This is a genomic window from Streptomyces sp. 2A115 (genome assembly GCF_052245575.1).
Classification (GTDB): Bacteria; Actinomycetota; Actinomycetes; order Streptomycetales; family Streptomycetaceae; genus Streptomyces.
In genome coordinates this window covers 15,141-35,734 of sequence record NZ_JBQQCG010000094.1, presented here as the reverse complement: position 1 = coordinate 35,734, position 20,594 = coordinate 15,141, and the positions used below count along the sequence as shown (strand labels likewise).

The 20,594-nt window shown below is 68.0% G+C and carries 19 protein-coding genes; 10 read left to right on the top strand and 9 right to left on the bottom strand.

What is annotated here, in order from left to right:
- Positions 1-4: 4 nt before the first annotated feature.
- From ACTWQR_RS46985 to ACTWQR_RS46955, 7 genes are all read right to left on the bottom strand, one after another.
- On the bottom strand, positions 5-1,849 hold the full coding sequence (locus tag ACTWQR_RS46985) for a DUF6339 family protein (RefSeq protein ID WP_443233456.1): 1,845 nt from the start codon (positions 1,847-1,849) through the stop codon (positions 5-7).
- Positions 1,846-2,745, bottom strand: a complete 900-nt coding sequence (locus ACTWQR_RS46980) for a hypothetical protein (protein ID WP_443233455.1) — start codon at positions 2,743-2,745, stop codon at positions 1,846-1,848. Before ACTWQR_RS46980 ends, ACTWQR_RS46985 begins: the two co-directional genes overlap by 4 nt.
- Positions 2,742-4,736, bottom strand: a complete 1,995-nt coding sequence (locus tag ACTWQR_RS46975) for a hypothetical protein (protein ID WP_443233454.1) — start codon at positions 4,734-4,736, stop codon at positions 2,742-2,744. Before ACTWQR_RS46975 ends, ACTWQR_RS46980 begins: the two co-directional genes overlap by 4 nt.
- Entirely contained in the window at positions 4,733-5,758 is a 1,026-nt protein-coding gene (locus ACTWQR_RS46970; RefSeq protein WP_443233453.1) for a PD-(D/E)XK motif protein, read from the bottom strand. Before ACTWQR_RS46970 ends, ACTWQR_RS46975 begins: the two co-directional genes overlap by 4 nt.
- Positions 5,755-8,310 (bottom strand): Z1 domain-containing protein, encoded by a 2,556-nt coding sequence (locus ACTWQR_RS46965; protein ID WP_443233452.1) that lies wholly within the window; start codon positions 8,308-8,310, stop codon positions 5,755-5,757. The genes ACTWQR_RS46970 and ACTWQR_RS46965 overlap by 4 nt, the downstream gene beginning before the upstream one ends.
- A gap of 281 nt (positions 8,311-8,591) precedes the next feature.
- Positions 8,592-8,984 (bottom strand): very short patch repair endonuclease, encoded by a 393-nt coding sequence (locus ACTWQR_RS46960; protein ID WP_443233451.1) that lies wholly within the window; start codon positions 8,982-8,984, stop codon positions 8,592-8,594.
- Positions 8,985-9,374: 390 nt separating this feature from the next.
- Entirely contained in the window at positions 9,375-10,391 is a 1,017-nt protein-coding gene (locus tag ACTWQR_RS46955; protein ID WP_443233450.1) for an SEC-C domain-containing protein, read from the bottom strand.
- Between the two features lie 231 nt (positions 10,392-10,622).
- Here ACTWQR_RS46955 and ACTWQR_RS46950 point away from each other — a divergent pair, with 231 nt between their 5' ends.
- From ACTWQR_RS46950 to ACTWQR_RS46920, 7 genes are all read left to right on the top strand, one after another.
- On the top strand, positions 10,623-11,459 hold the full coding sequence (locus ACTWQR_RS46950) for a class E sortase (RefSeq protein ID WP_443233449.1): 837 nt from the start codon (positions 10,623-10,625) through the stop codon (positions 11,457-11,459).
- Positions 11,460-11,563: 104 nt separating this feature from the next.
- Entirely contained in the window at positions 11,564-11,998 is a 435-nt protein-coding gene (locus ACTWQR_RS46945) for an ArsR/SmtB family transcription factor (protein WP_443233448.1), read from the top strand.
- On the top strand, positions 11,995-12,552 hold the full coding sequence (locus tag ACTWQR_RS46940; RefSeq protein WP_443233447.1) for an SRPBCC family protein: 558 nt from the start codon (positions 11,995-11,997) through the stop codon (positions 12,550-12,552). The genes ACTWQR_RS46945 and ACTWQR_RS46940 overlap by 4 nt, the downstream gene beginning before the upstream one ends.
- 4 nt (positions 12,553-12,556) lie before the next feature.
- Positions 12,557-13,111, top strand: coding sequence for a TIGR03086 family metal-binding protein (locus ACTWQR_RS46935; RefSeq protein ID WP_443233446.1), 555 nt, complete (start codon positions 12,557-12,559; stop codon positions 13,109-13,111).
- 147 nt (positions 13,112-13,258) lie between these two features.
- A complete protein-coding gene (locus ACTWQR_RS46930) occupies positions 13,259-13,567 on the top strand; it encodes a DUF6412 domain-containing protein (RefSeq protein ID WP_443233445.1) in 309 nt (102 codons plus the stop codon).
- Positions 13,568-13,717: 150 nt separating this feature from the next.
- A complete protein-coding gene (locus ACTWQR_RS46925) occupies positions 13,718-14,518 on the top strand; it encodes a YidC/Oxa1 family membrane protein insertase (RefSeq protein ID WP_443233444.1) in 801 nt (266 codons plus the stop codon).
- Between the two features lie 116 nt (positions 14,519-14,634).
- Positions 14,635-15,492 carry a fumarylacetoacetate hydrolase family protein gene (locus tag ACTWQR_RS46920; RefSeq protein WP_443233443.1) on the top strand — a complete coding sequence of 286 codons (858 nt, stop codon included), beginning with the start codon at positions 14,635-14,637 and terminating at the stop codon, positions 15,490-15,492.
- Between the two features lie 175 nt (positions 15,493-15,667).
- Here ACTWQR_RS46920 and ACTWQR_RS46915 read toward each other — a convergent pair whose 3' ends face one another.
- Complete coding sequence (locus ACTWQR_RS46915) at positions 15,668-16,141, bottom strand: heme-degrading domain-containing protein (RefSeq protein WP_443233442.1); 474 nt, start codon at positions 16,139-16,141, stop codon at positions 15,668-15,670.
- Positions 16,138-17,244 carry a Gfo/Idh/MocA family oxidoreductase gene (locus tag ACTWQR_RS46910; protein WP_443233441.1) on the bottom strand — a complete coding sequence of 369 codons (1,107 nt, stop codon included), beginning with the start codon at positions 17,242-17,244 and terminating at the stop codon, positions 16,138-16,140. Before ACTWQR_RS46910 ends, ACTWQR_RS46915 begins: the two co-directional genes overlap by 4 nt.
- A gap of 61 nt (positions 17,245-17,305) precedes the next feature.
- On the opposite strand from ACTWQR_RS46910, the gene ACTWQR_RS46905 reads away from it, so the two are divergent.
- The 3 genes from ACTWQR_RS46905 (at position 17,306) to ACTWQR_RS46895 (ending at position 20,579) form a co-directional block, all read left to right on the top strand.
- Positions 17,306-18,466, top strand: a complete 1,161-nt coding sequence (locus ACTWQR_RS46905) for an ROK family transcriptional regulator (protein WP_443233467.1) — start codon at positions 17,306-17,308, stop codon at positions 18,464-18,466.
- Positions 18,467-18,611: 145 nt separating this feature from the next.
- Positions 18,612-19,604 (top strand): hypothetical protein, encoded by a 993-nt coding sequence (locus ACTWQR_RS46900; RefSeq protein ID WP_443233440.1) that lies wholly within the window; start codon positions 18,612-18,614, stop codon positions 19,602-19,604.
- A 195-nt stretch (positions 19,605-19,799) separates the two neighbouring features.
- Positions 19,800-20,579: an HAD-IIA family hydrolase gene (locus tag ACTWQR_RS46895; RefSeq protein WP_443233439.1), complete on the top strand. Its 780-nt coding sequence runs from the start codon at positions 19,800-19,802 to the stop codon at positions 20,577-20,579.
- Positions 20,580-20,594 lie beyond the last annotated feature (15 nt).

The window sequence follows — 20,594 nt, the reverse complement described above, 5'->3', positions numbered from 1 at the left end:
GATCTTAGCTTCGGAGTGCGGCTGCGATGGCCTGTCCGAGGGCCGTCGCCAGAGGCGGTGGCATGGCGTGGCCGATCTGACGGTACCTGGACGTCTTGCCGCCGAAGAAGCGCCAATCCGCAGGGATCGCCTGGATCATCGCGGCTTGGTCGACGGTCAACTTGGGTTGGCCGTCCGCAGGAAAATTGGAGTCGGGGGTTTCGTCGCCGAGGCTGTTGCCGTTCACGCCGAGCGAAGCCCATGCATTTTTGCTACCGGTGGGACCGAGATCGGCACCGCCTCGCCGGTCAGAGCCTCCGACGAGTGCGGGCGCGATGCGGTCGGCACTCTTGATCCAGCGTTCCGCGCCGGGCCATCCGCGCTCGGACATGGAAGGGCCGAGGACGTGACCGACGGTCGGGGCTCGTAGCCCGTCCGGCTCGGGCCAGGAGAATCGGGAGAAGTATGGGTCCTTCAATGCGATCAGGAAGCCGCTGCTGCGGTTCTGCGGAACGCCGAAGTCAGCGGCGTTGAGCACCCGCCAACTCAAGCTGTAGCCCGCATTCCTGAGCTCGTTTTCGATCCACGAGCGGTCGGCGTCGAAGTCCGAACTCTCGACAAGGTCCGGGACGTTCTCCAAGAGCACAGCTTTTGGGCTGATCTCGCGTGCCAGCCTGATCGCAGCTCTGAGGACTCCGCGCTCTTCCGTGTCCTCGGCGCGACCGACAGTGGCTGAGGACTTGACGCGTGGGAGTCCGCCACTGACAAGATCGACGCCAAGAGCCTCAGGGCGCATGGTCGGGTCGAAGTGGGCGACGTCCATGCACACCACGTCCCACGTGGGCCTGTTGAGGTCGATCGTGAAGCAAGCGTCGGCTTTGCTGTCGATGAGCAGCACGGGGTCGAACCCGGCGCGCTCGAGTCCAAGAGCTTGGGCTCCGGCTCCGGCACAAAGTTCCACCGACCTGAAGCGACGGGAATCGACCGACGTTGCTGTAGCAGGCCGGGGGATTGGTGGCACCGCCCTCGGCGGAGCGGTTCCGAACCAATCGCTGGCAGTGCTGCTTCGAGCCGTTTCCTGCCCAGTCCCCGTGGTGTTGTCCCCGGCAGGCTGGGAGTTGAGGCGTTGGGCATCGATCGACTCCTGGGCGACCGAGCGTAGTTCGTGGTCCAGCGTGTGTTCCTCGATGCCGTCGAAGAGCACGAACGGGGCGAGCCGCAGCAGCCTCTTGAGGAAGTCGCGCAGTGTCTCGCGTTCGTTCAGGCCGGTCAGATCGAGGTCTCTCCAGACGCGGAGAATTGCCCGAACCATGTGTGGGCTTCCGCCAAGTGCGGCTCGCCGTGCGTAGATCTGGTCGAACGCGGCCTCACCGAGGATCTTGAGGGCACCGTACGGCTCCGGATCGTCGGAGGAGCGTACGAGTTGGGCCCGCCACCACAACCGGCCGAAGACGTGCCGGGTGAGGTCCGTGCCGAGGACGCGGTCTCTGGGCGGCTGGGGGTAGCGCCAGAAGGCGACATCCGGGAGCAGGACCAGTGCGAGGAAGGCCCAGGCGTCTCGTGAGGCGGCCTCGGCCGGCACCATGCCCATCTCGGCGTGCAGCAGAGCGGCAAGCCGGAGGTCGAAGTCGGCGTTGCGGGTCCGGTCGGAGTCGTCGGGGAAACCGGCGCGCCTGGCGAGGTCGACCACGCCTGCACGCAGTTCCTGAAGCTGAGTGGCAGAGACCCGGTCACCACCGGTGGCCACGTACACGGCCGATTGGTGGGCGATATCCACTCGACCTGCCAGCTCGGCGATCGTCAGGTGTCGGTATTCCTCGAAGAGGGGTCTGGCCTGCTCGGCGAGCAACCGGGGGTAGAGGAAGCTCATGATGACACCTCGAAAATCTTGACCGCCGCCTGCAGATCCGAGGCGAACAGGGCAGGTGACTGTCGTTGGCGCAGACGGATGTCGGTAATTGACTGTCCCGGGAAGAGCTGGTCGAAGAGACTCAACAGGGTGGCGCCCAGTGAGTCATCGGGGAAGTCCGCGTCCTCGGCGAAGTCGTCGTCGTTGAGGGCGTGCTCGATCATGATCCGGGCGGCGTCCGCGTACACCGCGGAGAGCACGATCCGATCCACCGGGCGCGGCTTGCCGGCATTCCCGAACGCGGTGGCAGTGACCGTGTTCCGCTCATTGACGAGCAGGAGCAAAGAGCCCATGGTGGCGCTTTCCAGCCCACCGCTGATCTGCAAATGCCAGGCTGCGTCTTCGGGGAAGGACGTCAGGGCGAAGTCGATCACAGCCATGGGGAACTGCGGCGCGTCCCCCTGAAGACGTAGTGACTCCCGATCACTCCACAGCACCGATCCGGCCCGGCGAGGAGAGGAGGGGCGGGCGTCGTCCCGGCGCTCAGCCAGTACGAGAGCGGTGTCGAGGAGGAGCAGGCCGCCCAGATCGGCACCCCGGAGTCGGACATTGAACTCCACCGTGTTCGTGCCTTTTTCGGTCAGGCGCACGTGTTGCGCCGGCCCGCTGAGGTTGGACCCGGTGGCTGTCCACACGGCCGCCAGCATGAGCGCTGCGTCAATCGGAAGGCCCGACTGCGAACGCGCCCTATCCAGGTCGACACGGACAGTCCTCCGCAGGTGCAGGTCCATCTGATAGTCCCAGTCCGGCAGTGCCTCGGGCATGACGACATCGCCGTCCTCGGTCACCAGCAACCAGGCGTTGGCGGCTATGACGTCCTCGGCCGGGATGCGGTACGGAAGAACGCGCCGAGTCACGGAGTTTTCACCGCCTCGACCTTGATACCGATCTCGGTCATGGTGTCGGGGGCCGGTCGCACGAGTGCGCGCCAGACGGATTCGCTGCCCTCGATCACGTATGTCTCGGAGGCATGCAGGCGACCGTCGCCGTCCTCCCAACCGATGAGCTCGGGCATGCTCGCCCCGATGGGTGGGTCTGTCTCGCGCCCGCCAGTACCGGGGAGCGTGATGGCAAGGTCAATTCGAACCCGTTGGGGCCCGGGCACGGGCAGCCGGAAGTCCTGGACGAGCACAGATGTGTCACCGCGCTCGTCGTAGTAGGGGTCGCCGACGTACTGCACTCGTGGACGACGGCGCGGCAAGTTGGTACCACCGTTCCCCGGCGCATCGGCGACCGGTTGTCCAGCAGCGCCGAGACCGCCCGGACCGGCCGCTCCGTCGGCGACGGGCCGATCCGTACCGGACGTTGCCACTTTCACGGGACGGCCTGGGGCCGGACGGGTCGTGCTCTCCTCCGCGTCATCCGGCTGCGAGGTGCGTGTGACAGTACTGCCTGGTTTGGAGTAGGCAGTGGCTCCGCCAATCCCCCAGGCTCCGCCCACCAACCCGGAGAAGAACGAACTGGCCGCACCCAGAGCGACGTTGCTGGCTCCGGGACGCGCGACGCCGCCAAGAGAGAGCAGATTTTCCTGAGCCTCGGCAATGCGCCTGAACGTCGTTTGCACGAAGGTGCTCTCGGGCCGGTCGAGCGACTGTGGATGCCAGGCGTCGTGCGTGGGTGGTTCGGCCTTCGCGTAGATCTCGTCCATGTCTTCGTCGGCCCGGAAGACGCCGGCGTAGCCCTGGTTCACGCTGGGGGGCTTCGGCCCGGGCTGGTACGTGACGACGAGCTCCGCGGGCCGCATCAGACAGACGTGATGGACGAGATCCTCGATGTCGAGCATCCGGGACGCACGGGTCGGCTCCAGCGGAGGCATGATCCGTTTCACCAGACCGAGCCGCCCGAGATATCGCTTGGGCCTCATGCAGTGCAGATTGCTGCCATCCGGGCCGGTCATCGCCTCGTATGCGGCGACGAACATGTTGAGCGGGCGGGTCTCCCGCGGATCAGGCACGCTGTGTTGGATGCCGTCACAGGTAACGGAGAAGTTCATGGCGGGTGGCCTGCCGGCATTGGAGATCATCTTTGGCCATAGGTGCCAGGTGATGGTTTCTGCCAAGTAGTCGGCAGCCTCGGACGGCTGGAGTTCGTCCAGGTTCGGATCGATGACGACGACGCTGGTCCCGGTCTCCTCGCGACCGAAGGGGCGGAGGCCCAAACGCTGAGCCGTGGCCTCTGCCTCTTGGCCGACCAGTGGTTCGACGACGCCTCCGGAAGTGTTGCCCCACCAGTGCCGACCGGTGTAGCGGCGGTTTCCACAAGGATCGGTGGCCAGGTAGCTCTTCCAGAGGGTGCAGCCGATGAGCCGGGTCTCGAGACCTCCTTGAGCGGTGCGGCAACGGGAGTGCACGAGGACTGTTCCGGACTTGGACAGCAGGTAGAAGATGCCCTTGCCGAAGCCGTACGTGCCACCGCCCAGCGCAGTATCGCGTGGTTCACCGATGTTGCGTATGAAGGAGACGAAATCACGGTCGGGGCCCACGGCATCATCCGCGCGAGTGGGACCCCCAAGCCCGCGAGTACCGCGGTCTGATACGGCCAGAACCCGGATCGAGCCGTGCCTGAGGGTTTCGCGCAGCGGGAATTCCTCCGCGCCGGAGGGGGCGCCGTCGAGGAGAAGCTCTCGCCACGCGCGGGTGTGGGCCGGGCCCACCGTCCACATGTCGATGCGATAGTCGACCGGCCCCGAGGGCGGCAGGAGACGGGCGTCCCAGCTGTTCTGGGCGGACTCACGCACGAGGATGGTAAGTAGGTCGAGTTCAGGGCGTCCGAGTTGGTTGCGGATGCCCTCGGCGGCGCTCGCGCCTTCTGGAGGATATGGCTGGGAGAACCAGCGGGGCTCCGTCACACGGACTCCTGGATCAAGCTGTCGATCATTTGGGACACCTGGCCGGGCGCCATAGGTGCGGGGGTCTCACCGGACAGGTCGATGGTGTACTCGACATCCAGGACCGACACCGGCACTCCGGCCGCGAGGAGAGCCTGCCCGGTCAAGCCAGGAAAGTCGGGGGTAACGCTGTACCACCTCTCCTCGCTGATCACGAAGCGCACATCGTGGTAGAAGTCGGCGTCGGACGGCCTGTATCCCGCCCCCGCGAGCAGTGCGAGAAGCGCATCCTCGTCGTCGCATGCCTGAAGCGTCCGCTCGACCAGCTCGACGAACCCAATGCCAGAACCCTTCACAGTGGTGCCCTGTAGGCGGAACCAGGCCAGACAGAGCGTCCCGTCCTCCGGCACTTCGAGTTGGTCGAGCCCGTGGATCCGCGGCCTGCGCCCCTTGCCACCGGTGCCCGATTTCACCTCGACGGCGGTGGTTCCGGCCGAGAAGTCATGGCGGTGCCGCTCGGGCCCCCGCCAGAGCCGATGTGCGCTGGAGTCCTTCTCGAGGAGCCGGTGGAGCACTATCAACTCACCGAAAAGCCCCGCAAGTTGCTCAGGGCCAAGCAGTGTTCCCTGAGTGCGGAATAGGGCCTTCCAGCGATCGAGAACACGGTAGAGCGCCTTGACGGGGTTCTCGGGCAACTCTGCGGCCGCACCGAGCACGTCCACGCACAGTTCCGTGAACAGATCGCTGAGGTCGTTACGCAGGCAAGCAAGATCAGCGTAGGCCTGGTAGGTCTCTTCGTCCTCGAGGGCCCGCTTGCGCAACCGGAGTACCGGCCCGTCGAGGCCGGGCCGAACCTTCCGGTGCGCATGTATCGGCACCAGGACATGGCGGTACCCGTCGTGGTCGACGGCCACCGACAGCGGGCCGTGCTCGCCCACGACAGGCAGCGAAGATACTCGCAGGCGACGTTCACCTGTGGTCTGCTCGGCGTCGAGTGCAGCCCAGCGCTCCTCGACCAGCTTGCGGAGCGCGTCGTCGTTCACGCGTCCTCGCCGTCGAGGAGGCTGTAGTCCTCCTCCTCGATCCACACGTTGGACAGGTCGGCGGATATGTACTTCTCCACCTCGCTGTCCTTGTCCCACGGCTCGGGGAAGACCAGACCGACACCGATCACGTGCTCCTCGGCGTTCAGGGGCGCACGCAGCTTCTTCGACGGGCTCGGCTCCGAAACCTTGTCGATCGGATACAGGACCAACAGACCACTGTCCGGGAGCTTGGCGCGACGCATGTCCATGATGCCCTTTTCGGTGAGCTTCGACGTGTCCCCGTCCAGGTCCACCGCGGCGTCGCGACGGCTCATCAGCGTCTTGATGTCGGCGAAATCCGGAGCCGAGTTGCTGATGGCGAGACGAGCACGGTTGTTGAGTCCGACGGTCACATCGGGAGCAAAATCGAAGTTGTTGTCTCCCTTGGGATTGCCGACGATTGCGACGTTCCATCGACCCAGGGAACCGGCCGTCGCGACTCGTTTCCGGATGTAATCGGTGATCAGGTCAGCGTCGTTCTCCGGAGACTTCTCGTGGAACCTGTAGGACGAAAGGAAGTCGATCACGACGCTGTGCGGCACGTCACGGAAGATGTACCGACCTTCTCCCGAGCGCTCCTCAATCCTCACTGCGTTCGTGAAAGAGGTGGCGACCAGGTGGCGTGCGGCGTGGATGTTCCGGCGCAACCAGTCGGCGTTGGTGTGGAAGTAATGCGTCTGAACCCGCTTGCCGCCGTAGGACGAGGCTGCCGTAACGGCATTGCGCATCTTGGCAGCCGCAGTCACACGCAGGGCAGGATGTGTGCGCAGGCGGACGGCGAAGGTGCGGGGGGTCTCGTCCTCAGTCATGTAGATGTCGATGTCGCGGCGCATCTCGGTCTCGACTGTGGCCAAGTGCCGGAACCACTCAGCCAGTTCGTCCGTCATCCAGATCCGGGGCAAGTCGGCGTAGCCGTTTCGGAAGCCGAACCAACGCCCCATCTGCAACAGCGTGTCGTAGGCCGAGACTGCGCGGACGAAATAGCTGACTGACAGGCCCTCGAGCGTCAGTCCCCGCGAAAGAGTATTGCCGCCCACAGCGATCGCCACGACTGGACCGTTCTCGTAGTCGAGACGGTACTCGCTGCTCGAGTTGTCCATGATGACGCGACAATTGTCGAGGACTCCCGGCAACTCGGGCACCAACTCCTCGAACGGCACCTTCGTCTCGCCGAAGTCCTTGGCTGGAACGCGGTCGGTCTCCTGCTCCCACAGGTCACGCAGCCTGGAGAGGAAGCCGGCGTCCGCCAAGGACCGAGCGGCCCGCTCGCGCAGATGCTCCAGCGGCCTTTTGAAACTGTTGTGCACCGCAGTGTTGACGCTGGTGTGGATCAGCATCGTGCTGTGCGGGTTGCCCGTACTACGTACACGTCGCGCGGCTGTGACCAGCCAGAAGTACTCGACTGCTCTGCGAAGTGTGTCGGTGATGACGGGCTCGAAGCCCTCGACGTCAGCCCTCGTCCCGGGACGCACACACGACACATCGTCGTCAGGGACCGACCGGATCATGTCGTAACCGTCGTCGACCTGCTCCGGGTCCTCACCGTCGAGTGCGTAGCGCCCGAAGAGGACTTCGGTGCCGAAGTGCCCTTCGGGCTTCAGAAGGTTGACGACGAAGTCCTCGGGATACAGGTCCTTGGCGCTGGGGTCGATCAGCAGGTTCGCGAACGGCGAGGCCGTGTACCCGACGTAGGCAGACCTCGGCAAGGAGCCCATGATGTCCAGGATCAGCGGGTTGATCGACTTGGTTGCCACGGTGGCTTGGTCGGCCTCGTCGTCGATGATCAGCGCGGGACAGTCCTCTAGGTAGTCGGACGCCTTCTCGAGCCATCGGGCGAGCTTGCGCAGGACCGTCGCATTCTTCTTGACCACGCACAGCACGCGCGTCTTGTTGCTCTTCCCGAAGTAGGAGGCCGGGTTCTCCTGCGGGGTGAAGTCCTTCTCAAGTCCGGTCAGTTGGGACCACATCGAGGGATTCGGCTCCACGAGCTGTTGCACCAGTCGGGCTTGGGTCTGGCGCCGGAGACCGTTGTGGATCCCGGCCAGGACAATGAACAATTTGTAGCCGCGGTCGGCTGCCTTGGCCATGACCGAGGTGAAGTTGGTCGTCTTGCCGGACTGCACGTAGCCGACGACGAGGCCTCGGGTGGAGAACGACTTCTCCTTTGGATGGTTCAACAGCGAGACGACGCGGGTGGAGGAATCGTCGAGACTCCTGATCGTGGGCTCCTGAGGCCAGCCGTCCTTGCGCAGCAGGTCCACGATCGCCGGCCAGCACTTGTCCTTGGTCTGCGGGCCCGTGTACCAGGTGTCGCGGTTGCCCAGAACCACCGCGTGCGGCTCCTCGAGCTCCTTGACGCGTATGGTCTGCTGCTCGTGCCGCTCACGGATCTGTTCGACGATGTCCGGCCTGATACCGAACTGCTCCAACCGCTTGACCGCCTCCGAGGGGGGAAACGAGTCCAAGAGCGCCTTGAACGTTTCATACATGCCGTCGAATTCGTCGGTCATAGGAGTCGACCGTTCCCCGTTCTCGTTCGTTGAGGCCAGCCGGCCCTCAGGGCCCTACGGCTCCGCGGGTTGCTCCGTGAAGGACGCAGGCCGCTTGGACGACCGCTGGCACGCCACTGCAACGCTTACACACTATTGGGTGAGATAGACGCCCGATAGGCGAAACGAATGCAGCGAACGACGCTCGTGCCCGGGTGATAACGAAGCTTGCGGCGGAGCACTTGCCCAGCCGACCTGATGCAAGGGCCGGGACGATCCGGAGTGGGTGCCGGTGTCTCGATTCAAGATTGTTTGGGGAGCGACTGTTGGGCTGCCACAGTGGCAGTGATCCGGCGCGCGACGTCCTCGGCGGACTCGTGCTCCCAGAACCTCAGGACGGTCCAGCCCGCAGCGCGCAAGTGATCGGTCGTCTCGCGATCGCGGGCCATGTTCTTGTCCAGCTTGGCGCGCCACCACTCAGCATTCGCCTTGGGCTGGGTCGCGTGCTCGGGGCAGCCGTGCCAGAAACAACCGTCCATGAAGATCGCGATCTTGGCCTTGCCGAAGACGATGTCGATCGTGCGACGCGGTACGCCAGGTACTGGCATGTTCACTCGGTAGCGCAACCCTGCGGCGTGCAGGAGGCGTCGGACCGCGACTTCGGGTGTGGTGTCGCGGGAGCCTTGACGACTCATACGGGCAGAGACCGCAGGGGAGGACGGGACAGCATCAGACACAGGGGCATTGTGCCGGCGCCTTCGGCGGTCTGCGTATGGGCCGCTGATTGGAGGGCATGTGTGCAAGGCATCGCCGGAACCGCCGCAGTTCGCACTGCGCCTTACAGCTCCCTCACGGTGGGGCCGCGTGCTACCTCGCCCTCCGTGCGGACGCTGCGGATGTCGAGTCGGTGGAGGGCGTGTCACTCGTGGAGGTCGTCACGGGTGGCGACGACGCCCATGGTCAGCCAGAAGGCCGCGAAGAGGAGCGAGACCGTGAGCCATGGTTGGTCCACGTCCGGCTCCTCTGGTCAGTCGGTTCAGCCGGTGCTCAGTCGGTTCAGCCGGGTCACAGTCGGGACCGTCGGTTCAGCTGCCGTCCCCGTGGCACTCCCCATAACCCCGTCCCGACCCACACCAACACCCCGCCCCCTTCTGCGGCGGCCAAGCCACAGCCCGCCCCCTCGCCGCCAACGTCGTCGCGTACTGCGGCAGCAGCGACGCGTCGCTCGGTGAAGCGCCCTCCGAGGCGGCGAAGGCCTCGTACGAAGGAACCGTGCCCGTCACGATGCCCAAGTTCGGGGTGCCCGAGGTCGCGAGCTCTCGTAGGGAGGCCTCTATCGTCGCCAGGTGTTCCTCGCGGGACGGGTACTCCTCGGAGAGGGACGGGTATGCCGCCACGAGTTCCGTGAGTTCGGAGGCCGGCCAGTGCAGTACCGCGACCGGAAAGGGACGGGACAGGGCCTCCCGGTAGGTGCCCAGTTCGGCCCGGAGGCGTGAGATTTCGGCTTCCAGTTCCGCGGGGTTTTCGGAGCCGAGGGACCAGACGCGCTTCGGGTCGTGGAGTTCGTCCAGGGACACCGGGGACGAGTGGAGGGTGTCCGCGAGGGTGTCCCAGTTGTCGTGGGGCAGGCCCAGCATGCGGCGTACGCGGTGGCGGCCGAAGAGGACGGGGTGGGTCGGGTACGGGGGTTCCGGGACGTCGGTCAGGAGGAGGACCGCCGCCTCTGTGAATGTCTCCTGCGCCGCTTCCAGCTCGTCGTGGGACTCCAGGGCCTCCGCAACGATCACCCAGGGGGCCGGGTCGCGGGGCGATGCCGCGCGGACTCCCTCGATGATCGCCTTTGCCTCCGCCTCGTGGCCGTACTCCCAGAGGTTCGCCGCCTTGAGGGCCCGTACCAGGAACGGGTTCTCCAGGGTGGTCGAGCCGGCGAGCAGGCGGTCGTAGAGGGACGTGGCTCGGGGGCGGTCGTCGGCCAGTTCGAGGTGGGCCGCGGCCTGCGTGAGCAGGTGCTCGGCGTCCTCGGGGTAGAGGCCGGCGGTCCGCTCCAGGCGTGCTGCTTCGGCGGTGTGGTCGACGTACTCGGCAGGCGTGTCGGGGCGCATGGTGGACACCGTACTGCCGACGGCCGACAGAGGAGAGGTAGAGGAGAGGTATGTGCAGGCCAGGGGGGAGGGCGCGGGGGAGAAGGGCGGAGGAGCTCGGGTTTTGCGGAGAGTACGTGGCCTTCATGGGGATGGTGAGTTCGCGCCCCAGCCTTTATCGTGCCGCCCCGGCCTCCGCGCCGACTTCGGGGGAGGGCGTACGGAGGGAGGCGTACGGAAGGAGGAGTACGTATGCGGGTTCCCGTTGTTCATCAGCGGGGCCGGCGGCGGCGTGCCCGTTACGCCGGGCTCCTCTGGAACGGTGCCGAAGTCCTCGTCACCCTCGGTGTCGTCCTCCTGCTGCTCGTCGCGCATCAGCTGTGGTGGACCAACCGGCAGGCCCGGGAGGGGGCCGAGCAGCAGGTCCAGGCCCTGGAGCGGGAGTGGGGGGAGGGGGAGAAGGAGGAGGGGGGAGAGTGGGGGAGCGGGAGCGGGGCTGTGAGCGGCCGCTCAGATGAGCGGGCCGAGGACACATCCACCGCCGATGACAGCGACCCGGCCCCAACCCGTCCCGGCTCCGGCGACGACTCCCGCCGAACCCCGGCCGCCGCCTCCACCCCCGCCCGGCAACCCCGCTGGGACCAGGCCTACGCCATCCTCACCATCCCCCGCCTCGGCCTCCGCGTCCCCGTGGCGGAGGGCATCAGCAAGCCGGGCGTCCTGAACAAGGGGTACGTCGGCCACTACCCGGGCACCGCCCAGCCCGGCCGGCCCGGCAACTTCGCGCTCGCCGGGCATCGGAACACGCACGGTGAGCCCTTCCGGTACATCAACCGGCTCCGGAAGGGAGATCGACTCGAGGTGGAGACGCGGTCGGCCGTGTACACGTACGTCGTCGACCGATCGCTGTCACAGACCTTGCCCGGGGACGGGGGAGTCATCCGGCCGGTCCCTCGCAGTACCGTCCACCGGCAGTACGGCTACACCGACCCCGGTTACTACCTCACCCTCACCACCTGTACTCCGGAGTACACCTCCAGGTACCGCCTGGTGGTGTGGGGGAAACTCGCCTCCATGCGGCCCCGCTAGGCCGGACCGGCATTCGGACTGTTATTCAACCAAGCGGTTGACTATGCCGCAGGCTCGGTCGTAGGTTGTCTTCAACCAGTTGGTTGAAGACGTGAGGTGTGAGGGTGACCGACGACCGGCTGTCCCAGGTGTTCTCCGCGCTGGCCGACCCGACCCGGCGCGACATCGTGGCCCGGCTTGCCGCCGGGGACGCCACGGTCAACGAACTGGCCGAGCCGTACGACGTCACCGTGCAGGCCGTGTCCAAGCACATCAGGGTTCTGGAAGACGCCGGTCTGGTCAGTCGCAGCAGGGACGCCCAACGGCGGCCTTGCCACCTCGAGGCGGACGTCTTCGACCTGATGACGAAGTGGATCGAGCGTTACCGGCGCGAGGCCGAGGACCGTTTCCGCCGTCTCGATGCCGTCCTCGCGCAGATGGACGAGCAGGTGGGCGGGCAGGGCGGCGGGCAGAGGGGCGGGCAGAGGAGCGAGCAGGTGGATGGGCGGACGGACGGGCATCCGGGGGCCGGCAGATCAGCGAAGGGAAAGGCGTCATGAGCACCGCGAAAACGAATCACCGCGACGGTACGCAGATCGTGGCCGACCCCGCTCTGCCCACCATCTTGATCAGTCGGGAGTTCGACGCTCCACCAGAGCGCGTGTTCCGCGCCTACACCGATCCCGACCTGGTCGTCCAGTGGCTGGGCCCGCGTCGACTCACCATGTGGATCGACCGGTACGACGCCCGTAGCGGCGGGTCGTACCGCTATGTGCATCGCGCGGACGACGGGACCGAGTACGGCTTCCACGGCGTGTTCCACGAGGTACGCCCCAGCGAGCGCATCGTGCAGACCTTCACCTTCGAGGGCTTCCCGGACGGCGTCAGCCTGGAAACGGCCGTTTTCGAGGACCTCGGTGGTCGCACCCGGGTCACCACCAAGTCACTCATGGACTCCATCGAGGCCCGCGACGCGATGATCACGGGCGGCATGGAACGCGGCGTCCGGGAAGGCCACGAGCGGCTCGACGAGCTGCTCCGCGCCCGCCCGAGCGGCAAGGCCGACAGACGTGCCGACACACATGCCGACAGACGTACTGAGACGGAGAGTTGAAGTCATGACACAGGCAGCCGATGAGCACCGTACCGTCGCACGTGTATTCACCGACCGCGTACGCGGCGTGCGCCCAGGAGCGTGGGACGACCCCGCGCCGTGCGAGGGGTGGGCCGCCCGAGACGTGGTGCGTCACCTCGTCGAGTGGTTCCCGGACTTCCTGAAGGCCGGCGCCGGAGTCGACCTGCCGAAGGGGCCGCCGGTGGACGAGGACCCGGTGGCGGCCTGGACGGTGCACAGCGACGGGGTGCAGGCCCTCCTCGACGATCCGGCGACAGCGGAGAAGGTGCTGTCGAACCCGCACATCGGAGAGGTCCCGCTGGACCAGGCGGTCGACCGGTTCTACACCGCCGACGTCTTCATGCACACCTGGGACCTGGCGCGAGCCACCGGCCAGGAGGAGCGCCTCGATCCCGACAAGTGCGCCCAGCTGCTCGACGGGATGCTGCCCATCGATGACATGCTCCGCCAGAGCGGGCAGTACGGCCCGCGAGTGGAGGTGCCCGACAGCGCCGACGTGCAGACTCGCCTGATCGCCTTCATCGGCCGCAAGCCCTGAAACCGGCCTCACGTCCCTGACCAGGCCTGGCCAGGGACGGGCAGATCCAAGGGGCGGGACCTGCCGACGCGGATCCTGTATAACGGCAGGAAGCCATGTGTACGAGTACAGCCATGTGTAGGAGCACCGGGAGGGGGAGGACAGCCGATGACGCGGACCTGGGCGCACATGAAGCCCGCCGCCGTGCTGTTCGTTCTCCTCCTCGAGGTGGCGCTCCTCGACTCCGGCAGCCTCGTCGGGGCCGTCGCGTTCGCCGCGACCGCCGCGGCCGGGTCCGCGCTCGCCGCGTGTTCCGTCATCGCCTCGCGGCTCGCGCCCGCCGTACCCCGTACCCGGGTCCGTACGGCCATCCGCGACCGTGAGCAGCGCACGGCGTTCCTGCCGCAGCGCGACCCCGACGCCCGGGGGCGCAGCCGTCCCCGAGCACCCGGCCGTCCCCTCCTGACGGCCGCGTAGGGACTCCGAGCTCCGCAGCAGAAGCTCCGCAGCAGCAACGCCGCTGCGGCAACCTCTCCTCTCGCAATCTCCTCGCATCCCCTCGCGGGTCGTCATGCCGACGTACGCACGTCATCTCCCGGCACGACGAGACCCACGGAGGGCTCCTCAATGTCTGCTTTCATGTCAGTTTTCGCCAACCTTGTGGAAGGGCTGGCCGATCTGCTCCAGCCGCTCTTCCACGCCTCCGCGGCCGCCGCCGCGATCGTTCTCTTCACCGCGCTCGTACGACTCCTCGTGCATCCCCTGTCGCGGGCCGCGGCACGTGGGCACCGGGCGCGTGCCGAGCTCCAGCCGCAGATCGCCGAGCTGCGGAAGAAGCACGGGAAGAACCCGGAGAAATTGCAGAAGGCCGTGCTGGAGCTGCACGCCAAGGAGAAGGTGTCGCCGCTGTCCGGCTGTCTGCCCAGCTTCTTCCAGTTGCCGGCCTTCTTCCTCCTCTACCACCTGTTCTCCAACTCCTCGATCGGCGGCGAGGCCAACGCCCTGCTCGCCCACAAGCTGTTCGCGGCGCCGCTGGGCGGCCGGTGGGCGGACGCGCTCGGCGACGGCGGGGTGTTCGGGGCGGAGGGGCTGGTGTACCTCGGGCTGTTCGTCGTCGTCACGGCCGTCGCGACGTTCAACTACCGGCGCACGAAGCGGCAGATGGCGACCGCCGCGCCGGTCGTGCCCACGACGGGTGCGACGGGTGCGACCGGCGCGGCGGGCGGCGAGCAGGTGCCCGGGCTCGCGGCCATCACCAAGTTCATGCCGCTGATGTCGTTCATGACCCTGTTCACGGTGGCCGTCGTGCCGCTCGCGGCCGCGCTGTACGTGGTGACGTCGACGACCTGGAGCGCGGTCGAGCGGGCCGTGCTGTACCGGGACATGCCGGGGCCGGGGACCTCGCCCGTCGCGGCTACCGCCGGGTAACGGTCCAGGTTGTGAACCGGGTATTGCGGACCGCACGTCCAGCTTGGAGGATCGACCAGTCCTCCGATGGCTGCACCCATCGGTCGGGCTGCCCGCGATCAAGGGAGATTGTGACCATGAAGCTGCTGCGTGTGGGGACGGCCGGGGCGGAGCGGCCCGCGCTGCTCGATGCCGAGGGGGTCCTGCGGGATCTGTCGGGCATCGTCCCCGACATCGACGGCGCGCTGCTCGCCGACGACGTGGCGCTCGGCCGGATCCGCGCCGCGGTCGAGGCCGGGGAGCTGCCCGCGCTGGACGCGGCCGGGCTGCGGGTCGGGCCGCCGCTCGCCCGGATCGGCAAGATCGTCTGCATCGGGCTCAACTACCACGACCACGCCACCGAGACCGGTGCCGAGCCGCCCTCCGAGCCGGTGATCTTCTTCAAGGCGGCGGACACGGTTGTCGGGCCGACCGACACCGTGCTCGTGCCTCGCGGCTCGGTGAAGACCGACTGGGAGGTCGAGCTGGCGATCGTCATCGGGCGTACGGCGCGCTATCTCGGCTCGCACGAGGAGGCGCTCGCGCATGTCGGCGGGTACGCGGTGTCGCACGACGTCTCCGAGCGGGAGTTCCAGATCGAGCGCGGTGGGACCTGGGACAAGGGGAAGAACTGCGAGACGTTCAACCCGTTCGGGCCGTGGCTGGTGACCTCGGACGAGGTTCCCGATCCGCAGGCGCTCGGGTTGAAGCTGTGGGTCAACGGCGAGTTGAAGCAGGACGGCAACACTTCCGACCAGATCTTTTCGGTGGCTGAAGTGGTGCGGTACGTAAGCCAGTTCATGACGCTGTATCCCGGTGACGTCATCAACACGGGTACGCCGGCCGGGGTTGCCCTTGGGCAGCCGGAGCCCAAGCCGTTCCTTCGGGCGGGGGATGTGGTGGAGCTGGAGATTGAGGGGCTCGGGAAGCAGCGGCAGCAACTCAAGGATGCGTGAGCGTTCCACTGGGTTGGGCCGGGTAAGTGGCTGTGGGTTGGTGGGTGCGGGTTCGTTGTGGCTTGTCGCGCAGTTCCCCGCGCCCCTGATGGGGCTCGGGGCTGCGTGTTGTTTGTAGGGTGCGGGGGTGTTGTGGCTTGTCGCGCAGTTCCCCGCGCCCCTATCGGGGCGCCCTCTACCCGGCCGTGAAGTGCTCCAGGGCCTCCACCACCATCGCGTGGTCCTCCAGTTGGGGCAGGCCGGAGACCACTACCGTGCCGATCACGCCTGCTCCCTCGACGGTTATCGGGAAGGCGCCGCCGTGGGCCGCGTACGTGTCCGGGTCCAGGCGGGAGGACTCCTCGAAGGTTGTGCCCTTGGCGCGGAAGCGGGTGCCGACGAGGAGTGAGGAGGCGGCGTAGCGCTCGACCACCCGGCGTTTGCGGTTGATCCAGGCGTCGTTGTCGGGGGTGGAGCCGGGGAGGGCGGCATGGAAGAGCTGTTGGCCGGCGCGGGTGATGTCGATGGCGACCGGGGCGTTCCGGTCCCGGGCCAGCTTCACCAGGAGCGTGCCGAGGGTCCACGCGTCGTCGTAGGTGAAGTGAGGGAGCGTCAGGCGGCGCTCCTGCTCTTCGAGTTCGGGGATCGTCGGGGCGGTTTCGGTGCTCACAGGGTCACCGCCACACCCTGGACGGCCGAGCGGCGCGCGGCGTCCAGTACGTCCAGGGCCGCGGCCGCTTCCAGGGCGGTGACCGGGTTCTCGGCGGTGCCGTGGAGGGCGGCGGCGACGGCCGTGTAGTAGGCGGGGTACGCGCCGGGGAGGGTCGGGACCGGGGTGCCGCCGCCGGTCAGCGGGGACTCGCCGGAGCCGAGGCGGCCCCACAGTTCCTCGGGCTCGACGCCCCATTCCTTCTCCATGCCCGCCGTCGGGCGCTCGCCGTCGCGCAGGGCGGCCTCCTGGGGATCGAGGCCGTACTTCACGTAACCCGCCTTCGAGCCCAGCACCCGGAAGCGCGGGCCGAGTTGGGCCGTCGTCGCGGAGGCGTAGAGGTGGGAGCGGACGCCGTTGGTGTGCGTGATCGCGATGAACGTGTCGTCGTCGGCGGCGGCGCCCGGGCGGCGTGCGTCGGACTCCGCGTACACCGAGGCCGCGGGGCCGAAGAGGACCAGCGCCTGGTCGACGACGTGACTGCCGAGGTCGTACAGCAGACCTCCGATCTCTGCGGGGTCGCCGGACTCGCGCCAGCCGCCCTTGAGTTGGGGGCGCCAGCGTTCGAAGCGGGACTCGAAGCGGTAGACGTCGCCGAGGTCGCCCTCGGTGACGAGCTTCTGGAGAGTGAGGAAGTCGTTGTCCCAGCGGCGGTTCTGGAAGACGGAGAGGAACAGGCCGCGTTCCTCGGCCAGGGCGGCCAGTTCGCGGGCCTCCGACGCCGTGCCCGCGATCGGCTTGTCGACCACGACCGCCAGGCCCGCCTCGAGGGCGGCCGTCGCGATCGGCACGTGCGTCTTGTTCGGGGACGCGATGACGATCAGGTCCAGCTCATGGGCGCGCGCCCACAGTTCGTCGGGGGTCGTCGCGATCCGTGCCTCCGGGAACTCGGCTCCGGCCTGCCGCTGCCGGTCCTGGTTCGCGGTGACGACCGTGTCGAGGGTCAGGCCCTCGGTCGCGGCGATCAGCGGGGCGTGGAAGACGGAGCCCGCGAGGCCGTAGCCGACGAGGGCTGCGCGCAAGGGGCCTTCGTTGAGGGAAGTGCCGGAGCCTGTGCCAGTCATGCACCCACTTAAGCAACGCTGTTGCCAAAGGGCAAGCACGAGGGACAATGGGGGCGTGAACATGAGCAACGCAGGGAGCAACGGGGCAGCGACCGGCGTGAACCTGCTCACGCTGCGCAGCCACAACGCCGCGCTGCTGCTCGACCTGCTGCGGCGGGCCGGGCGCGCGGGGATCAGCCGGCTCGAACTCGCGGAGCGCACGGGGCTGACGCCTCAGGCCGTCAGCAAGATCACCGCTCGGTTGCGGGAGGACGGGCTGGTGGCGGAAGCGGGGCGGCAGGCCTCGACCGGGGGCAAGCCGCGCACGGTGCTGCGGTTGGTGCCGGAGGCCGGGCACGCGGTGGGACTGCACCTCGACCGGGACGAGCTGCGGGCTGTGCTGGTCGATCTCACGGGGGCGGTCGTGGGGGAGCGGCGGGCCGGGCTGGATCTGGGGGCGGGGGCCGAGGCCGTGGTGGGGGCGGTTGAGGGGGAGGTCGGGGCGCTGGTGGCGGGGCTGGCGGAACCTCGCGCTTATCACGGTACGAGTGCCGGTGTCGGCACCAGCGCCAGCAGCAGGTCCACCGTCCTCGGCCTCGGGGTCGCCATGCCCGGGCCCCTCGACCACACCCACGGCGTGCTGCATCGCGTGACCGGCTTTCCCGAGTGGGACGGGTTTCCCCTGCGGGACGCGTTGGCACGGCGGCTCAGGGTGCCGGTCGTACTGGACAAGGACACGAACGCCGCCGCGCTCGGGCTGGCCGTCGAGGGGGAGGCCGGCACCTTCGCGTATCTGCACCTCGGTACGGGGCTGGGGGCGGGGCTCGTCATCTACGGGGTCGTGCACCGGGGCGCACGTACCGGAGCGGGGGAGTTCGGGCACCAGGTCATCCAGCTGGACGGACCGCCCTGCTCGTGCGGCAACCGGGGCTGCGTCGAGGCGCTGTGCCTCGCGGCGATGGCCCGGGGTGACGTGGACAAGGCGGCACGTGTCCTCGGTGAAGGTGCCGCGAACCTCGCCAGGCTCCTCGACATCGACCTCGTACTGCTCGGCGGCCGTACCGTCGCCGCCGAGCCCGACCGGTTCCTTCGCGGTGTCGGCGCCGTCCTCGACGCCCGCGCCGACCGTGAGGGCGCGGGCAGCCCCGTGCCCGTACGGATCGCGCCGGGTGGGGCGCGGGCGGTGGCGGAGGGGGCGGCGCAGTTGCTGCTGGCGCCGCTGTTCGGGCGGGCGGAGGGGTGAGGGCCCCCGGTCCTTCCGGCCCTTCCGCCCGTTCCCTCGGCTGACCCGACCGGAGGCACCCCCGCCCCCGAACGGGTCCCTACCCGCGCCTCCCAGAGCGTGCCTCGGCCGACACCCCGTCCCCCCATGGCAAGCTCCCGTGTCCATGCGACTGAGCAAGCCCGTGTCCCTCGCCGTAACCGCTGCAGCCGCCCTCACTTCTGCCCCAGCCTCCGTGCCCGCCGCACAGGCCGACACGCAGGCCGTCGCCGCGCCGGGGCAGGGCCACGGACCTACCCGGCCCACCTGTGCGGCACCGGGGAACAGCGAGTTCCCCGTCCGTACGCGGATCCATGGCGGGCCGGCCACCTACGACGCCGGAGGCGGGTTCCGGACCTGGTACATCGACCTCACCAACACGACCGACGCCACCTGCGGGAACATCCACCCGGTCGTCGTCCTCGTGGACGAGAAGCGGGCGCTGAAGCCGGAGCAGCCGCGCCTGGAGTTCTACGACGGGGAGCGGCCCCGCCCTGTCGCCTTCGAGCGGACCGACGAGGACGAGAACATCGGAGTCCTCGGCTCTTCCGAAGGCTCTCCGGAAGGCACTTCTGAAGAGTCTCCCGAAGAGGACGAGTTCCTCGGATTCACCGTGGCGCCCGGTGCGACCCTCTCCGTCAAGATGCGGCTGGCGGTCACGTCGGACGCGGCGGTGCCGAACGACGTCGTCGCGAACGCGGCCGTCGTGCAGCGGCACGAAGGCGTCGACGACGGCGACTGGATCGGGCAGTCGAACGACTACCGGTTCCGCATCGTCGACGAGAGCGACGAGAGCGACGAGAGCGACGAGAGCGACGAGAGCGACCAGAGCGACCAGAGCGACCAGAGCGACCAGAGCGACGAGGGCGACCACGACGTGGACGGCGGGGGCGACCCGGACGACGCGGACGACGTGGATGACCGGGACGACCGGGACGATCCGGATGACGAAGGCACCCCCGAAGCCGTACCGCCCGCGCCCGAAGGACTCCCCTTCGCCGACGAGCTCGCCAGGACGGGGCTGGACTCGCCCCGCGCGATCATCGCGGCGACGGCCGGCGCGCTCCTGCTCCTCGGCGCCGGTGTCGCCGCGCTGCTCGCGGCCCGCCGCAGGCGCTGAGGGCACAGCCGCTCCTCCTCCTCAAGCAGCCCCCTCAAGCTCCCTCCCCCTCAAGCTGCCCCTCCTCAAGCTTCCGCGAGCTTCCTCCTCTTCGCGCCGTCCTCCGCAAGCCCCTGCCCCGCCGCCCCTCCACCAAGATCGAGCGCATGGCTACTCTGGGGGCGACGCAGCACCGCGTACGGCAGGAGACGGCACATGGCAGAGCGCAAGCCCATCGAATCGTGGCTCACCGACATGGACGGGGTGCTCATCCACGAGGGCGTGCCGATTCCCGGCGCCGATGCCTTCATAAAGAAGCTCAGGGAGTCCGGGAAGCCGTTCCTGGTCCTCACCAACAACTCCATCTACACGGCCCGTGACCTGCACGCCCGCCTCCGGCGCATGGGCCTGGACGTGCCCGTCGAGAACATCTGGACCTCTGCCCTGGCCACGGCCCAGTTCCTGGACGACCAGCGCCCCGACGGCTCGGCGTACGTCATCGGCGAGGCGGGCCTGACCACGGCGCTGCACGACATCGGGTACGTGCTGACCGACCACGACCCCGACTACGTGGTCCTCGGCGAGACCCGCACGTACTCCTTCGAGGCCATGACCAAGGCGGTGCGGCTGATCAACGGCGGCGCCCGTTTCATCGCCACGAACCCCGACGAGACCGGCCCGTCCACCGAGGGCCCGCTGCCCGCCACCGGCGCCGTGGCCGCCCTGATCACCAAGGCGACCGGCAAGAAGCCGTACTTCGCGGGCAAGCCGAACCCGCTGATGATGCGTACGGGGCTGAACGCCATCGGGGCGCACTCCGAGACCAGCGCGATGATCGGCGACCGCATGGACACCGACGTGCTGGCCGGGCTGGAAGCGGGCATGCAGACGTTCCTGGTGCTGACCGGTCTCACCACGCCCACGGAGATCGAGAGGTACCCGTACCGCCCGTCGAAGGTCGTGGACTCCATCGCGGACCTCGTCGACCGCATCTGAGCCGGATCCTCGAAC

Bases quoted from the DNA above. Each gene is read 5' to 3' on its own strand.
- ACTWQR_RS46985 (WP_443233456.1), bottom strand. From the start codon at position 1,849: ATGAGCTTCCTCTACCCCCGGTTGCTCGCCGAGCAGGCCAGACCCCTC.
- ACTWQR_RS46965 (WP_443233452.1), bottom strand. From the start codon at position 8,310: ATGACCGACGAATTCGACGGCATGTATGAAACGTTCAAGGCGCTCTTG.
- ACTWQR_RS46960 (WP_443233451.1), bottom strand. From the start codon at position 8,984: ATGAGTCGTCAAGGCTCCCGCGACACCACACCCGAAGTCGCGGTCCGA.
- ACTWQR_RS46955 (WP_443233450.1), bottom strand. From the start codon at position 10,391: ATGCGCCCCGACACGCCTGCCGAGTACGTCGACCACACCGCCGAAGCA.
- ACTWQR_RS46950 (WP_443233449.1), top strand. From the start codon at position 10,623: ATGCGGGTTCCCGTTGTTCATCAGCGGGGCCGGCGGCGGCGTGCCCGT.
- ACTWQR_RS46940 (WP_443233447.1), top strand. From the start codon at position 11,995: ATGAGCACCGCGAAAACGAATCACCGCGACGGTACGCAGATCGTGGCC.
- ACTWQR_RS46935 (WP_443233446.1), top strand. From the start codon at position 12,557: ATGACACAGGCAGCCGATGAGCACCGTACCGTCGCACGTGTATTCACC.
- ACTWQR_RS46930 (WP_443233445.1), top strand. From the start codon at position 13,259: ATGACGCGGACCTGGGCGCACATGAAGCCCGCCGCCGTGCTGTTCGTT.
- ACTWQR_RS46925 (WP_443233444.1), top strand. From the start codon at position 13,718: ATGTCTGCTTTCATGTCAGTTTTCGCCAACCTTGTGGAAGGGCTGGCC.
- ACTWQR_RS46920 (WP_443233443.1), top strand. From the start codon at position 14,635: ATGAAGCTGCTGCGTGTGGGGACGGCCGGGGCGGAGCGGCCCGCGCTG.
- ACTWQR_RS46910 (WP_443233441.1), bottom strand. From the start codon at position 17,244: ATGACTGGCACAGGCTCCGGCACTTCCCTCAACGAAGGCCCCTTGCGC.
- ACTWQR_RS46905 (WP_443233467.1), top strand. From the start codon at position 17,306: ATGAGCAACGCAGGGAGCAACGGGGCAGCGACCGGCGTGAACCTGCTC.
- ACTWQR_RS46900 (WP_443233440.1), top strand. From the start codon at position 18,612: ATGCGACTGAGCAAGCCCGTGTCCCTCGCCGTAACCGCTGCAGCCGCC.
- ACTWQR_RS46895 (WP_443233439.1), top strand. From the start codon at position 19,800: ATGGCAGAGCGCAAGCCCATCGAATCGTGGCTCACCGACATGGACGGG.